The organism is Nitrososphaera sp. AFS (assembly GCF_009898475.1).
Lineage (GTDB): Archaea > Thermoproteota > Nitrososphaeria > Nitrososphaerales > Nitrososphaeraceae > Nitrosopolaris.
This window is the reverse complement of the sequence record NZ_QURE01000007.1, coordinates 1-14,194: the sequence shown is the minus strand read 5'-3', so window position 1 is coordinate 14,194 and position 14,194 is coordinate 1. Positions and strand designations below refer to the sequence as shown.

Sequence of the window (14,194 nt, the reverse complement as noted above, 5' to 3'; positions counted from 1 at the left end):
ACGATATTTCAGCGTCCCTTCCCCAATTCCTTGTGGTAAATGAGTTGCAATGATATTGCAACGCTTGAAGTACTAGGAAGGATCACAGGATGGCTTGTAGGATTAAAAAGTTGAATTGCGGTGCTATTTAGATTTTTAGAATACTGGCTTGTAGAATTCAATTGTGCCTGAGTGTTTGAATTATTCACCGAACTCATAAGAGGGGCAGTGATGTTTTGGCTATTTGACAAATCTACACTATACATACATGTTGAGCCCGGCCTAGACAATGCATTTATTGGGAGAAGCGGATAGGATTTGTTGTTAACAAGAATTTGCAAGACGGACTGGGATTTATTACTACACGGCAGCTTGGCGTATATATTGCCACTATTAACGACGGTTCTATCTCCGAAATAAATGAGAATAAAATCCTTTGACGGGATATTCTGGTTTGCCAATTGCATAACTCCTGTATTTAAAATCACATCGGTCATTCCACCAGTCGTTTGAGGACTACTCTTGAGGCTCTTTGAAGTGCTGTTCCGTATTTGGTCAATTGCGGAAGACAGCAAAGCCTTTGGACTCATAACAGAATTTATAGTAGCAGTGATATTTTCAGGAGTTTGATTTGGAACGACGGTATTTCTGCCAAATCCTGCTCCAACAGTATTATTTACGCTTGGACTGACTCGAATTGTAGACTTATTTTCTGTTTGTATGGTTTTCACCGGCCCCTGTTGTTGGGGAGTGACGGGGGTTGTGGTTGAATTGTTCAACAGGTTTTCCAGTATACCATTGTTATCTGTTTGTGCAGAAGCTTCTATTAGCAATCTGTCATTTGCCATAATTAATACTAGAATAGTAGTAAAGACTATAGTCGTTAGAAGTTGTTTCATTATCGAAAGGGCTTTAATTCGACAGTCCAAAAAATGGTGGGTTATATTTTGTTGATATTTGTCTCATATACTTTCATCAAAAGCTGGTGTAAAAATAATGGAAGCATTAGTAAAATGCTCGGTTTTCATGTTTGTTAGTAACGATTAGATCGAACTTGCTTTTATAAACAGGTTATTGATTCCAGATGTCTGTATAAACGGGCCAGACCCGAGTCTAAAAGGATAGCCTAGATGTAGACGGAGTTGGTGCTGGTTTGATGTTACTAAGTGATTGTGATGGCGTGTTCTTGACATAGAAGACGTTTTTTGTAGAGTCATAACCAAGTTGATCCATGGTTAGCGTTTTAAATCCATTGTCATGCAAATACTTCATCATCTGTGCAAACAAGGGCACCATTATCGTTGAAGGCAATTGATTGTATACGCTATTACTATAAGTGAGATTATGAAACGTTATTATCGGGATTGCATTTATTACTCCATTTTTGTTGTAGGGGATTTGACTATTGACTCTTTGAACGAACTGCTGAAATAGCTGAGGTTGTGAGAGTTCAGTGTTGCTATGTATATGGTCGAAACTTTGACTTCTTATGTCATATATGTTGACGTAGTTTAATGAACCATCTGGTGAAAATGTTGTGCAATTTGCTTGAGGATGTTTTTGGTATCCCTTGCAGTCCAAGAACATAAGAGGATCACTCCCCGATCTTGCCATGTAATAATATTTGGATACTACGTTGACGACTGTTTTATTTCCTGACCCTAAATTGTCCGGATACCCGAAAAGAGGCACAGGGTAACCATGTTTTACAAAGCATTCCTTCGCACCGCCGAGTTCAAAGTACAATTTGCTAGTTGACACACCATTCAAATGAGCGTGGGTCATTGTATGAGAAGCAATCTCATTACCGTCGTGCAGCAATCCAGCTACATCTTGCCAGGTTTGTCTTTCCCCATTTTTGTCTACCCATCCACAGACCTCAAAGAAAGTGGCTTTGAAACCATATTGGTCCAAAATTGGCTTTGCATATAATACCTGAGTTTTGTATGAGTCATCAAAGTTGATCATTATTACCTTACTGTTATTATTTCCCGTGACTGGACTAGCACCGTCGCTAATTCCGCTATTTCCCTGAACCCCTGGCGATGCAGCACTTTCACCATGCGTGATAGATGATTTGCTATGGTGAGATGACTTGCTCTCAGCCAACGGAACTGAAAATGGTGCAAGCAAAACCAATGCGACGAGGACGCACAAGAGCGTTAATCTTATAGATTTAAACCCAGTATCTAAGTTCAAACAATATTCACCAATGGCTGATTTTAGTTAATTGACGCGCCTGTAATTCCTTTTCTCAATCGGTGTAGAGGCTTCAATTCCATATAAAAGTAATATGGTTTGTTCGTCGAATGCACTTCTCTACTCCTACAGCGAAGGAATACTATCAAATTGGAAGTAGTCAGTAAGATAATGAATATACTCACTCCATAAGTTTTGATAATTACTTAATCTAAATTAGTGTGAAATTGCTTGTAGATCATTATAACTGCACACCTAAAGTCATGGCCGTTATAGGCTATATATTAACTGGCTTCGTCTGCTTCAAATCCTGTATAGTTTGCTTGCATGAACTGTAATGGCTGCTCTACACTCCTTTTAGGCAAGCTGAAACGTAATTAACCGTACTTCAGGTCTGCTCATCCTCTGGTGAATGAAACCTAATGCATATGTCTATTAGCCATTTGTCTATTGGAACTGGTACAACGCTCAAACTAACAAGAATCATATAGGTAGGAGACATATCAGCGCAAATGAGCAGTAAAACCCCTGAAATTGAAGTACGAGAACATGCTAATTTTAGAACGATTAACGTGGGCGGAGTCTATGGCATGCCGCTTGGCATGCACTTTGAAGTAATAGTGTACTCAGAACAGTTTGAAGTAGGAGAAGCACTTGCGTCACCGAATATGATTGCACCACCTAAGGTTAACAGGACGATTGAATGTAGGCTTATAATAGACCCATTCCAGGCTAAGTCAATAGTTCAGTGGTTGACTGCGCAGGTCAACGCATTTGAACGACAGTTTGGACATATCCCGTCAGCTGAGGAAATACAACAGCAGAATCTCGAACAGGAAAAAGAGAAACAGAACAAAGGGGTTTACCAATGAAGGTTGAACCAACCCTCCTGCATGGCTGGTAGCTTGAAGGATACCTTTAATCTAATTCTCTAATGATACACTAATACGATATGAAATTATGATTCTGTATTCCTGACCTATTTGTGAGTTAATCAATCGTACCTTATCAGGAACATAGTAGCACTAGTAAGGTATCTTCGCCGGATGAGATAGACTCACGGTTTCATCACAAAATATAATATTAGTAATGCCACACACATAAGAGGGCGCCTGATTAAAGGTATAGTTCGTTTCATTCAGTTGCCGAACTATCAGGCGTCCAACGTGTCTAACCTTTCAGACCTTTTGCTTTTTATTAATGTGAATTAATTTGATTTGACTATCTACAATCTTTCTAATAATGAGGTTCTATCGTTGATATTCGCTTGTCACGCTGGATTTTAAGGATAAGTTGCGGAGTTTTCGGCATGAGGCACGAGGACTTTTGTATTCCGAAAAAGGGGTATCAATAATAAATTGACCATCACTATTAATGCACATAATTTTGAATTGATTAGAAATTAGCTTGAATGCCAATTAGCAGCATTTCAAAATGGGGGATGTGAGCCCATTCCCCCTAAGATGTATTCTCGTGGTTGACTATGCTCCATATATATTTGCCATCCAACTATATATTAGTTACTGGCTATAGTAACAAATTCATTTAATGCCCTAAATGGGAAAAGGTAACTTAAGGATCACCCACAAATATTGAGAAAGGTGCTCTTGCGGTTAGCAATTTAAAAATCTTATAAAAGATCGAAATTTATGGAATATTCATACTATAAAAATCGTTGTAACAATCTATAAATAAACTGAATTAGGTACCGGTATTTATGGAAAAGATAGTTAAATTCGCGAGTCTATTCGCAGTGGCGGTCCTAGCTGTGGGTGTGATAGCATCGTTACCTTTTGCTACCTCACATATATTTGCACAAAGTGCTGCTCCTGGTAACAGCACGGCTGGAGGAAACGCAACAGCAAGTAATAGTACTTCGGCCGGTCCTATGGGCTCCTCCTCTGGTGCGTCTGGTGCGTCATCTCCACAAGCTTCTAGTCCCGGGTACTAAATCGTAAGATGGCTAAGGAAAGTTCAGAAAACAACATTCCACCATTTTATTGTTTTGTGGCAGTTATCAAGTTCAGCCAATAATAGAACCCAATTTAGTTAATAACGATCAGCGACAAAAGGCATCAAACTGCCATTTCATTAGTGCCACTATTCATTCGAAATTTTTATTTGCTGGATTTTGATCTGTAGTATAGATTATGTCATGATTCCATTTTGAATTTGGCATAAATTTTCAGAAAAGCAACAAACCGACTTGACGAAAAAAATTGTCGTCAAAATCAAATGTCAAAAAATGGTATTATAATAACTATACACTTGATTGTCGCAAAGTAATACAGTTTTACCATTGATTTATGCAAGTGAAGCATTGGTGGACTCAACTATTCTCATATTGCTCCTATCAGAATAGTAATATCTTAGCCACAACATGACGCTAAAGAAAAGAAGTGATATGACGTGTACCACCTGCCCAATGTACTGGAGAAATGGGAGTAAGACAATTCCGTCGTTATTGAGTACACTAAGCAAGTCTCCTGCTACCCAAATCATTATGAATATAGACAGTTGGAATTGAAAACTTCTGATCTTTTTTGATTGTGTTGCTGCTATCCATACGAATAAGCCCAAGGATGCAAAGAGTAGAATTATAGTAATGCTATTCATAAAGAGAAGTAGAGTTGCAGGACTCCATATCACAACCATATTTCTTATACTCGTATCTTTTTTTGGCTTGGCTTGACCATAGTAAGTAAATCCAAAAAATAGTAATACTGCAGCAGAGAGCGGCTCGAATATGCCGTCTGCTAAAATGTCAAAACCAAAAAAACTCACAATTTGATAAATAGCATGTATAAATATAAAAATTGAGAGAATTGCAGTTAGTCTTCTTAATTCGCTATTTAGTTTAATAGTAAGATAAATAGGAATCGCAGCGGCTAGTAAGATAACTACAGAGCTAATAAAATGAAGTTGAGTTTCCCCAATCATCATCTTTTGTGTTAACTCTTTGTTACATTAAAGAAGCCCATCCATCCTAGCCTAGTGAACTCGTTTTTATGTGCGTGGAACATGAACTCGCCTGGGTTATGGTATGTAAATTGCAAGATACCTCGATCTCCTTGCATCATTTGAACGATATCTGTGTACATTGTAGGTTTCTCATTCGTTCCAATGGGTATGTAATAAAACATATCACCATGCAAATGGAAATTATTGAGTGGGTCAAATTCAAGCATATTGACCAAGTAAATTCGTACAGGTTGTCCTACCTTCAGATGGATCTCATCCCTGTCTGTGTAACCAAATGCCATGCCATTGACCGAATATACCTGGTTACCTGGTTCACTTTCACTCATCACATGTGCTCTTTCGACCGGATTAGCCATTTGCTGAGGAGTCGGCGGTCCCTGGCCTGCTACCCAACCTCCTCCGCCGATAGTATTATTTAGATCATCATAACTATATCCGTTCATCAGCATAACAAATTCTGTCGCAGGGGTCCGTCTTTCCTTAAAGGCGGGATCAATTATCATCATGCCGTACAGACCCCTATTTATATGGGTCTCTACAGGTTCCATATGACAGTGATATGGGTAAATGCCATAAGGCCTAGCAACGAAGGTATATTTGAAATCCTGACCTGGGAAAATCATTCCGCTGGTCCCCATAACTCCGTCTACTGATCCAGAATGGATGCTGTGGACGTGCCAACTGTGAGTAAGGTTGCTATCTTTACTGTTTATGACGTCAACTATGACATGATCGCCTTCTGTCACACGCAACGTTGGGCCGGGTACGCTTCCATTAAAGGTCCAAGCTGGAAATTGTAGCCCTTCTTTTGTGATTGGAATATTTTTGCCAGTTCCATGATAATCATCTATAACAAGCGTGAATCGTCTGAGGGTGGTACCGTTGTTAAGAACAGTAACGTGGCCACAGGAGAAATGAGTGAGGTATGTCATATATGTTGTTGGCGTGTGTTGATCCATTGCACAATTCTTTTCTTTGTCGTATTCAGCAATCTGTTCAGTGTATGGCGAGCTGGATTGTGATGGAAACAAGCCTGGAAATGCATAGGCTGATATTGCCGCCATAAAAGAACCAATTACAGCTGAACTTGACAACAACAATGCGATGGCAAGCGTGGTAAAGAAAGATTTCGAAAATGGGCTAAACATCTGTCAACGCATAAATGATCGTAATAAAAACGTACTAGTACATACAATAGTTAGAAATTTCTAGTTAAATGAATTTTCTAGATCTTCTGCTCAGAAGGTTTATCTTAATCACAACGATTATCAAATTCAATTTCTGTCCTTGACTAGAAAAGTAAAACTGAAGAACGAGTTCACTGGAGATATCTAGGTAGTTTTTATGTTACCTGTAATATGTAATAACACTAGTAAAAAATTGCCAAGATATTTAAGAAACTCTCAGTTAAAGTCTACTTTTTTTAGAAAACCTTATTATATATAATTAGTGAAATTGGGTTCTGTACGCCTCTTCGTCGGATGAGCGGTTTTTGGTGGGCTGTATGCGGTCGTCGGACGGTCTCAAATAAAATGGTATTGGAAGAGGTTTAATTCTTTTGGCCTCATAATGGTTAGGGGTGATGGTCATTACACAATCTATGTATAATCCTCCGCTTATTGACACACAACCAAAATGGGTTGCACCTTCTAATGGGCATTCATGCGTCTCGCCCATTATGAAACGCAATTCACATTTCGGACATCGTAATGTATTGCTCATTTTGGTTGTGGGGTTTGTGTTTGTGTTATAGACATAGGGCCAAAATTGGCCTCAACCCAAGCAGGATTCTGCATTTCCTTAAAATGCTGGGTGACATACAATGCTAAACCCATTATGGTTCCAAAAGGAATTTTTACCTGCAAGAATGCCTCGTCATTTATTCCTCCCAATTGCATTTCATTCTTACCCTCTTTGGCAACAATATGACGCCTAAAGAACACAAGCGTACATAATTTGCTCGACCCGTCGATAAACGCCTTGACAAAATCAGCAGGCAGGATACTCATATCAGGCATGCTAGACACTCTATATTCGGGTTCAACATTTTTATTCTGAAAATTTATTTTGAAATTAGGGTCTTCGCTCATTTTCCTTTCACCTCCGATAACCTCTTGATTTTTCCCAATTCCTTCCGAAGCGATTCCTCGAATAAATCGGTGACGGTAATCCCCCTCTTTATGGCTTCTATTTTAGCATCCTTCCACAATTGTGGATCAACATTGATTGATGTTGGTTCTCGCTTAACCATATATACCATGATCGGTATACACCCATATAACGGTATTGGTAAACATTTATAGCTAGGGATAACATACCATTAATGGTATACTGGCATGAACAAAACAGCTATAAATCGGCAGCAAGCAGGATTGGTCATTGCTAACATCGATGGCGCTATAAAAAGAATTAGCGAATTAAAATATGTCGTAAAATCCCAAAAGGGCAATGGCGACTACGATGTTTGCTCAACCGATTTAGGATGGATTTGTTCATGTCCTGACCACAAATTTCGTGGTGTGAAATGTAAGCATATTTTCGCGGTTGAAATTTCATTTGCATTACATAGAGAGGTAGAGGTAGCAAGAATCGCGCCGCTGACCACAACGACTTGTATCTATTGCAATTCCTCAAACATTGTAAAAGATGGATTGCGCCATAACAAATATGGTGATATTCAGAAATACAATTGCCGAAATTGTAATCATTATTTCACAATCAATTTTGGATTTGAGAAAATGAAATCAAGCCCGCAGACAATAACATCTGCTCTCCAATTATATTTCACGGGCGAATCTCTCCGCAATGTACAAAAATTCTTGAAATTACAGGGTCTAAAAATAAATCACAATACCATCTACAAATGGATAAAGAAGTACGTGACACTCATGGCGCGGTATTTAGAGCAAATCAAACCGAATGTGTCAGACGCATGGAGAGCAGACGAATTGTATTTGAAAATCAGAGGCAACCCAAAATATTTATTCGCTCTTATGGATGACCAAACAAGATTCTGGATTGCGCAGCAAGTGGCAGATACAAAATATACATCCAACATTCAGCCATTGTTTAAAGACGCGAAAGAAATTGCAGGAAAAAGACCAAACACGATGATAACAGATGGCGCGCCAAATTTTGCTGACGCATTCAAAAAGGAATTTTTCACAATCAGCAATCCAAGGACACGACATATCGCTCATATTCGTTTGCAAGGCGACCATAACAACAACAAGATGGAAAGAATGAATGGTGAGGTGCGCGATAGAGAAAAGACCATGAGAGGATTAAAGAAGACAGATACTCCTGTTCTAGCGGGTTATCAGATATACCATAATTATTTCAGACAACATGAAGCTTTGAAAGGGAAAACACCTGCTGAGAAGTGCGGTATTATAATTGAAGGAGAGAATAAATGGAAGACCGTAATTGAGAACGCTAGCTCGAAAAAAGCGGTTTAGATTTATGTTCTATTCTGTCTGCGTCTTCTTCGAAGGTCTTCGATTTCATCGCCTTCGTCAGCGAATTAATGGCCGCGGATAATTCCGCAATTTCGTTGTCACCTATTGTGGATTTTAAATGCCATAGTGCTTCTATATCGAAACAAATTTTATTTGTAATAATCTTAGAATCCTTCCAATCTGACACATTGTTTATGTAGCCGTTTAACATAGCAATTTTTTCGTAAATGCCAGCTTTTGAGGTGTTCCCCAAATATTTATTCATGACATCCATTGCCGCGTATGTTTTTTCCAAAGATTGTCTTTGCCTTCTAAATCCATCCCAAACGACGACGCCCAATCCTACTCCGATAGCAATTATCGAGGTAGCGATGGTTATCGATGCTCCAAGAATGTCGAACATAAACCAAGCAATTGCGGACAGCCCTATTAATATAATCAATATTATGGCTGTAGAATGATACACTAAAAATGACATCATCTATCAAAGCTTTATCCTTTTGTCCGACAATCGCATACAGATATTCTAGAACATCAATCCGACGAGAAGTATACAGAACCTGAAATTGAATACATTTTAAAGCAATAAATAGCTTGGAAAACAAAAATATACTGGAAGATTATTCTGATTATCCCGTTCTTTTAGTAGACATACTTAGAATATCTAAAAGAGCAAAGTGATCAAAGCCCAACCAAAAGATAGAATTTTATCTAGTGCGGTCAGCGCAGGTGTAAGATTGGCAGTGAATTAAACTACTATAATCATTTCGACCAAATACCGATGTCCTGGCAACTACTAGCACTTTATATTAACTCGACTTATTTTTAGAAAATCTGAGTCAGATTTGATCTGCCAGTCTATACCTACTTCAACCTAGCATTCATTCTTGATTCACCCTCAAGAAATCTTCTTCTGTCATCTTCTGTCCTCAAAATCAGAGGCGTAACTTTTACAGGCTTCCCGGCATCATCCAGAGCAACCACAGTCACAAAGGCAGTTCCTGTTAATGTCCTTTCACCCGAGTCTAAATCATCTGCCATTATAATTACTTCAACTTCCATTGAAGATCGTTTAACATAATTAAGGCGTGCAGAAAGAATCAGCGCATTGCCAATAAAAACGGGCTTAAGAAAAGCCACTCTGTCAATACTGGCGGTCACCACGTTTGCATGACCAGCATGCCGCTTAGCAACGAGACCAGCAATAAGATCAATATGCTTAAGTATTACGCCTCCAAAGACGTTACCTTTGGGATTTGCATCCGACGGGAGCATCATGATAGTTGTTTCTGATTTTGAGTCGTTGGAATGCTTGCCGCGGAGTGAATCTTTACTCATATCCATATGATCGATAATGGGTATCCAATTATTTATTAAGTAAATGTAAAAACAACGTCAGCAAATAGATAGTTAACGGATATTACAGCCGTCTAATAGAAAGAAAAACTAGATTCTATTTGGAAGCCCCACGTGTGAAATACAGAAATAGGTAGCGGGGTGAGGCGTCCAAATAGTCACATGTCAACATTGGTAGGCTATTAGAGTTACTTTTAATTCATCAATATATAACAAATTGCCCTTGTTTATCTAGAGGATAATTCCTTACTATATACAATAAGAATCTATTTCGATTTATTCAAGACTCGTTCTCATGACAAGAGGATAACGCTAATCTCTGTCCGAAGTGCCAAATTCGTTCATATACTTTCTTTTAGATCCTCTAATGAAACACAGCGATGCGACCTAGTCTAAATCATTTTCGGTTACTGTATCAGAACAAGTATCATAACTAATGCGGGATCAGGTAAGGAGAAAGTTCTACTATGATTAATGTTGCAACGATCAGTACTATCAGAAAAATGTGATCACGCCTCAGCTTCATTGCCTGACCTCTTTAGAAGATATTAATATTTAATCCTTTGAAATTCGATCTCCCCTCTTGTCGGGGTGACTTTGGAATGGAAGCGCGATGGTAAGTCGGAATCCAGAATTACATTCTTGATGACCGAATTTACATTCTGCTTCACAGGGTGATATTATCTAGACGCGGTTATTTTGCAGAGATATCTGTACCCATATGGAAGTGTTAAAAATATTAACTATAGCTGCTGCCTTATAGACTTATAAGTAAATGTATGCTAATCGATGTTCTAATATCACCTTTGGAGAACATTGAGAAGGAACGCCATTCGTCGTGGCTTGAAAACTTCTATGATTTGATAGTAGCGATCGTTGTTTTTCAGCTTTATACTAACCTGAACCATAGTGTGTCCGTTTATGGATTTCTTGGGTTTGTTGCACTATTCATACCGGTGTGGTGGTCTTGGATAGGAGTGACGTTCTATAGCTCCAGGTTTGAAACAGACGATCTGGGACATAGGTTATTGACTTTATTACAAATAGCCGCCGCGGCATTTATGGCTGTATGTGTGCCTGGCGGGTTAGACAAAAATTCAACAGGATTTGCTGTGTCATATGCGGCAATTCGTGGCATTCTTGTTATCGAATATTTACGTACTGGTAAACATATACCTTCGACTCGCACAATCGTCAGACCTTATTCTATAGGATTTTCTATTGCGGCTTCGATTTGGCTAGCATCTGCTTTTGTTCCAGCTCCAATGCGATTCATATTGTGGATAGTAGGCTTAGCAATAGATGTTGTTACTCCAACAGTATTTACAATGCGGACATCTAGCGGCTTTGCTCCGAATATTTATCACCTACCAGAAAGGTTTGGCACATTCACGATTATAGTTCTAGGCATTTCCATCCTAGCAATCGTCGACGGAATTTCTGAGCATAATTGGACATTCCAATCGATTCTGGATACAGCCCTTGGATTGGGAATCGCCTTTAGTCTATGGTGGATTTATTTTGATAGCGTTGATGGCTCTGAGGTCAGAGCTTTTTATAATCAGAAAAAAGTAGGAGTTTACATTTGTTGGCTTTACATACATTTGCCTCTCCTTATTGGATTCACAGCGCTAGGTGTAGCTATCGAGCATTCTGTATTGAGTAACCAGTACCAAGCCCTGCCGGACTCGGATAAATGGATGTGCATCTCAGTAGCACTTTGCGTTGGGGCATTAGGAACAATAAACATTACTTCGGAAAAAACCAAATTCACGTCGACAGTATTTTTGGGTTCGATGTCGTTATATGCCTTAGTAGCAGCATCGGCTGTTATCGCTATGGCAATGGTCGAACATGATTTGCTGCCAGTATATCTTATGTCTGCAATGGCTATCGCATGCGGTGGTCAAGTAATTCTCGATATTAGACGTCACCCACATCATCGTCTATTTAGGCTATAGAAGATGCTGACTTATGATTTTCATTTCTTTGAAAATAACAGATAATAAGCTCGATATTCAGTTTCATTTAATCCTGTAGGTCATCTAAGCCCATCTTTCGATTCTGAATTCATAAATTTTCGCGCTACAATGAAAAGACTCAGAAAGCAGCAATCAATTATACAGTATGAAAGGTTCGTCCGTTTCATTAATGCTGTCTAGTAGTCATACTATATATGCAAATTACCTGTCAACCGAGTCATAGGTTTAATATTCAAAATTAAATTTGGATGTTCATCAAAAACAAAGGGCGGTAACTAATTTGTATAACAATATATAGTATTCATAAACCTATCTAAGTGTTCTTAACGCCTATAAGGATAAGGAGTATAGTTGCGACAGTAATATAATATGACTGGTATTGCACTATTGATTCTGGTATCGTCCATTAGTTTGGCAGTAATGTTAGCAAGTGCCTCAGGGAATGCAGCGTGGGCAGCTTCTACGGTACTCTCACCAACAAACCGTGCCCCGTCAAGTCATTCAGGCCCTGTCATCCAAGAACAAGTAAATACGGGGAATGCTGAGTTAGACAAACAAATCTCAAAATTCTACAGTTGTATAACTAAGACACACTTGGATCCGCCCACAATTCAGGTCGTAGATGGCTGTTATTCGCAGCAACAGATTGCTGGCGTCACCGCCCCCGGTACAGCGACCCACAATCCAACTAACGTTGAAACACACACCATTAACACAAGCCCAAAGAAAAACACATTGAACCCTCCTCCTGGTATTCTGGTGGAAGTTCCTTGACTTTATACTACAACGAATGTCACTTACTTTGAAATAGCAGCAAATGAGCAACCGCTTATCGTTGTGATATCTGGTGGTTGGCAAAAACCCCTTTTGGAAAATGTTAGCGAACAATAGCATGAATTAGATGTGCTTTGGAAGTTAGACAAAACACATTATCGCAAGCTTCGAGTTTATGACTGATTGGTTGAATGAGTTCTTGAGACTCAATGAAGTATCGGAGGATTTTCTGCTCCTTGTTTCTCCATTTGTCCGGTAGCAAGACTAGGGGATAAAGTAACACAATTTGAATATATGCAAATTCAGCGTGTCACAGTCTAAACTGGCAATGAAACCCCTAAAACAATTTTTATATAGGGAGAGGCAAGCCATTGAAATCAATTTTCCCTACGGGATCTAAAAATAGCAAAACTTGCTTTTTTGATAGTTATGTAATGTAAGAAAGAAGTAAGAAAGGAGAAGTGTGGTTGTTCAGGCTGATGCCATCTCTTATGATTTACATGCTCGGAATTTCAAAATAGTAACCTTATAAATAAAGCGAGGTTAAGTTTATCGCGTAGCAGCAAATATGATCAAACCCATCTTTGTAGTTCTATTCACCTGTTTTATGATGACGTTCTCAGTCATGTCCTCTGTTTCAGTTGCTTTCGCACAGGGCACATTATTTTCAGGTAATAAAACTGCGCCTTCAGGTATTGATTGGAATACTCTTTGCAACGATGTGAGCCAAATGTATATCCTACTTCAGCCTTGTAGCGACCTTACAAACTCTAACGGCACTTTGACTTCGGCTGGTCAAACCACTATGTCGTGTATAAGTAATGGATTGTCATTAGGTCTAGATGCCCTTCATCACGGAATGTCTTTATCTAAAGTTATCTTCGGATTGGGCTTGTTAGCACAGCCTACGGGGTGTGGAGAATTCATCAATATGAATTCCATAGAGACCGCTAGTCAGTTCCAGTTTCTAATACAGGCGTTCAACCTTCATTAAGATTTAATTTTAGCTCGCGAGAGAACTTGGTTCAGCTTTGGCATATGTACACAAAATTTAGAGCCTATGACGTACCTTGGCCTTGCGTTTTAACTGTCGCATTAAACATACGCAGTTGAAACCCATAAATAGTTTTTTGTTGTAGCCATTGCAATGTACAAACAGATAACTTTTGCGATCGCAGCTGCACTATTGCTGACAGCGTTCGTAACAGTGGCTTCTGGTGTCTTCAATCCAGCACATGCTCAGAACGCAACCGCTGGTGGTATGGCGAAGAATGCCACAGGGGCCGCAGGCAATATGACTAGTGGCGCAGGCAATATGACTAGTGGCGCCGGCGCTAATATGACAAAGAAGTAGGATATTACTTGAAGTCGCGAATTGTGGAGCAAGAAATAACCTTCATTTTTTTTTATATTCGTAGAAATGAGTTACATTGAACAAATAGTCTGAGGTACTTTTTGCCTAAT

16 protein-coding genes are annotated in these 14,194 nt (G+C 39.1%); 7 read left to right on the top strand and 9 right to left on the bottom strand.

The genetic code is table 11. The features are described 5' to 3' along the window. Nucleotides 1-8: 8 nt before the first annotated feature. Entirely contained in the window at nt 9-878 is an 870-nt protein-coding gene (locus DYY65_RS01540) for a hypothetical protein (RefSeq protein WP_162476237.1), read from the bottom strand. Nucleotides 879-1,092: 214 nt separating this feature from the next. Further along, nucleotides 1,093-2,178 (bottom strand): polysaccharide deacetylase family protein, encoded by a 1,086-nt coding sequence (locus DYY65_RS01535; protein ID WP_162476236.1) that lies wholly within the window; start codon nt 2,176-2,178, stop codon nt 1,093-1,095. Between the two features lie 512 nt (nt 2,179-2,690). Between DYY65_RS01535 and DYY65_RS01530 the strand changes: the two genes are divergently transcribed. Further along, a complete protein-coding gene (locus DYY65_RS01530) occupies nt 2,691-3,050 on the top strand; it encodes a DUF3467 domain-containing protein (RefSeq protein WP_162476235.1) in 360 nt (119 codons plus the stop codon). Nucleotides 3,051-3,895: 845 nt separating this feature from the next. After that, entirely contained in the window at nt 3,896-4,129 is a 234-nt protein-coding gene (locus tag DYY65_RS01525) for a hypothetical protein (RefSeq protein ID WP_162476234.1), read from the top strand. A 353-nt stretch (nt 4,130-4,482) separates the two neighbouring features. Here the strand turns inward: DYY65_RS01525 and DYY65_RS01520 are convergent, their stop codons facing one another. The 5 genes from DYY65_RS01520 to DYY65_RS01500 form a co-directional block, all read right to left on the bottom strand. After that, nucleotides 4,483-5,121, bottom strand: coding sequence for a hypothetical protein (locus DYY65_RS01520; protein WP_162476233.1), 639 nt, complete (start codon nt 5,119-5,121; stop codon nt 4,483-4,485). A gap of 8 nt (nt 5,122-5,129) precedes the next feature. Beyond that, the gene (locus DYY65_RS01515; protein WP_162476232.1) at nt 5,130-6,308 is read right to left on the bottom strand and encodes a multicopper oxidase domain-containing protein; all 1,179 of its coding nucleotides are present in this window, start codon (nt 6,306-6,308) and stop codon (nt 5,130-5,132) included. Between the two features lie 298 nt (nt 6,309-6,606). Further along, nucleotides 6,607-6,837: a hypothetical protein gene (locus tag DYY65_RS01510; RefSeq protein ID WP_162476231.1), complete on the bottom strand. Its 231-nt coding sequence runs from the start codon at nt 6,835-6,837 to the stop codon at nt 6,607-6,609. A gap of 41 nt (nt 6,838-6,878) precedes the next feature. Then, on the bottom strand, nt 6,879-7,250 hold the full coding sequence (locus DYY65_RS01505; RefSeq protein ID WP_162476230.1) for a hypothetical protein: 372 nt from the start codon (nt 7,248-7,250) through the stop codon (nt 6,879-6,881). Then, the gene (locus tag DYY65_RS01500; RefSeq protein WP_162476229.1) at nt 7,247-7,411 is read right to left on the bottom strand and encodes a hypothetical protein; all 165 of its coding nucleotides are present in this window, start codon (nt 7,409-7,411) and stop codon (nt 7,247-7,249) included. The genes DYY65_RS01505 and DYY65_RS01500 overlap by 4 nt, the downstream gene beginning before the upstream one ends. An 85-nt stretch (nt 7,412-7,496) precedes the next feature. On the opposite strand from DYY65_RS01500, the gene DYY65_RS01495 reads away from it, so the two are divergent. Further along, entirely contained in the window at nt 7,497-8,618 is a 1,122-nt protein-coding gene (locus DYY65_RS01495) for a DDE-type integrase/transposase/recombinase (protein ID WP_162476228.1), read from the top strand. Here DYY65_RS01495 and DYY65_RS01490 read toward each other — a convergent pair. Together DYY65_RS01490 and DYY65_RS01485 are read right to left on the bottom strand one after the other, a co-directional pair. Further along, nucleotides 8,596-9,099 carry a hypothetical protein gene (locus DYY65_RS01490; RefSeq protein ID WP_236561596.1) on the bottom strand — a complete coding sequence of 168 codons (504 nt, stop codon included), beginning with the start codon at nt 9,097-9,099 and terminating at the stop codon, nt 8,596-8,598. The genes DYY65_RS01495 and DYY65_RS01490 overlap by 23 nt on opposite strands. Nucleotides 9,100-9,482: 383 nt before the next feature. Beyond that, nucleotides 9,483-9,956, bottom strand: coding sequence for an acyl-CoA thioesterase (locus tag DYY65_RS01485; RefSeq protein WP_162476226.1), 474 nt, complete (start codon nt 9,954-9,956; stop codon nt 9,483-9,485). A gap of 797 nt (nt 9,957-10,753) precedes the next feature. On the opposite strand from DYY65_RS01485, the gene DYY65_RS01480 reads away from it, so the two are divergent. The 4 genes from DYY65_RS01480 to DYY65_RS01465 all read left to right on the top strand — a co-directional run bounded on the left by DYY65_RS01480 (nt 10,754) and on the right by DYY65_RS01465 (nt 14,084). Further along, nucleotides 10,754-11,935, top strand: a complete 1,182-nt coding sequence (locus tag DYY65_RS01480; RefSeq protein ID WP_162476225.1) for a low temperature requirement protein A — start codon at nt 10,754-10,756, stop codon at nt 11,933-11,935. Between the two features lie 390 nt (nt 11,936-12,325). Then, nucleotides 12,326-12,730: a hypothetical protein gene (locus DYY65_RS01475; RefSeq protein WP_236561595.1), complete on the top strand. Its 405-nt coding sequence runs from the start codon at nt 12,326-12,328 to the stop codon at nt 12,728-12,730. A gap of 625 nt (nt 12,731-13,355) precedes the next feature. After that, a complete protein-coding gene (locus DYY65_RS01470) occupies nt 13,356-13,724 on the top strand; it encodes a hypothetical protein (RefSeq protein ID WP_162476223.1) in 369 nt (122 codons plus the stop codon). A 153-nt stretch (nt 13,725-13,877) separates the two neighbouring features. Beyond that, nucleotides 13,878-14,084, top strand: coding sequence for a hypothetical protein (locus DYY65_RS01465; RefSeq protein ID WP_162476222.1), 207 nt, complete (start codon nt 13,878-13,880; stop codon nt 14,082-14,084). Nucleotides 14,085-14,194: the final 110 nt, after the last annotated feature.

Excerpts from the sequence above, each read along its gene's own strand:
- DYY65_RS01540 (WP_162476237.1), bottom strand. The coding sequence starts at position 878 with ATGAAACAACTTCTAACGACTATAGTCTTTACTACTATTCTAGTATTA.
- DYY65_RS01530 (WP_162476235.1), top strand. The coding sequence starts at position 2,691 with ATGAGCAGTAAAACCCCTGAAATTGAAGTACGAGAACATGCTAATTTT.
- DYY65_RS01525 (WP_162476234.1), top strand. The coding sequence starts at position 3,896 with ATGGAAAAGATAGTTAAATTCGCGAGTCTATTCGCAGTGGCGGTCCTA.
- DYY65_RS01520 (WP_162476233.1), bottom strand. The coding sequence starts at position 5,121 with ATGATGATTGGGGAAACTCAACTTCATTTTATTAGCTCTGTAGTTATC.
- DYY65_RS01515 (WP_162476232.1), bottom strand. The coding sequence starts at position 6,308 with ATGTTTAGCCCATTTTCGAAATCTTTCTTTACCACGCTTGCCATCGCA.
- DYY65_RS01510 (WP_162476231.1), bottom strand. The coding sequence starts at position 6,837 with ATGGGCGAGACGCATGAATGCCCATTAGAAGGTGCAACCCATTTTGGT.
- DYY65_RS01505 (WP_162476230.1), bottom strand. The coding sequence starts at position 7,250 with ATGAGCGAAGACCCTAATTTCAAAATAAATTTTCAGAATAAAAATGTT.
- DYY65_RS01500 (WP_162476229.1), bottom strand. The coding sequence starts at position 7,411 with ATGGTTAAGCGAGAACCAACATCAATCAATGTTGATCCACAATTGTGG.
- DYY65_RS01495 (WP_162476228.1), top strand. The coding sequence starts at position 7,497 with ATGAACAAAACAGCTATAAATCGGCAGCAAGCAGGATTGGTCATTGCT.
- DYY65_RS01490 (WP_236561596.1), bottom strand. The coding sequence starts at position 9,099 with ATGATGTCATTTTTAGTGTATCATTCTACAGCCATAATATTGATTATA.
- DYY65_RS01485 (WP_162476226.1), bottom strand. The coding sequence starts at position 9,956 with ATGAGTAAAGATTCACTCCGCGGCAAGCATTCCAACGACTCAAAATCA.
- DYY65_RS01480 (WP_162476225.1), top strand. The coding sequence starts at position 10,754 with ATGCTAATCGATGTTCTAATATCACCTTTGGAGAACATTGAGAAGGAA.
- DYY65_RS01475 (WP_236561595.1), top strand. The coding sequence starts at position 12,326 with ATGACTGGTATTGCACTATTGATTCTGGTATCGTCCATTAGTTTGGCA.
- DYY65_RS01470 (WP_162476223.1), top strand. The coding sequence starts at position 13,356 with ATGTCCTCTGTTTCAGTTGCTTTCGCACAGGGCACATTATTTTCAGGT.
- DYY65_RS01465 (WP_162476222.1), top strand. The coding sequence starts at position 13,878 with ATGTACAAACAGATAACTTTTGCGATCGCAGCTGCACTATTGCTGACA.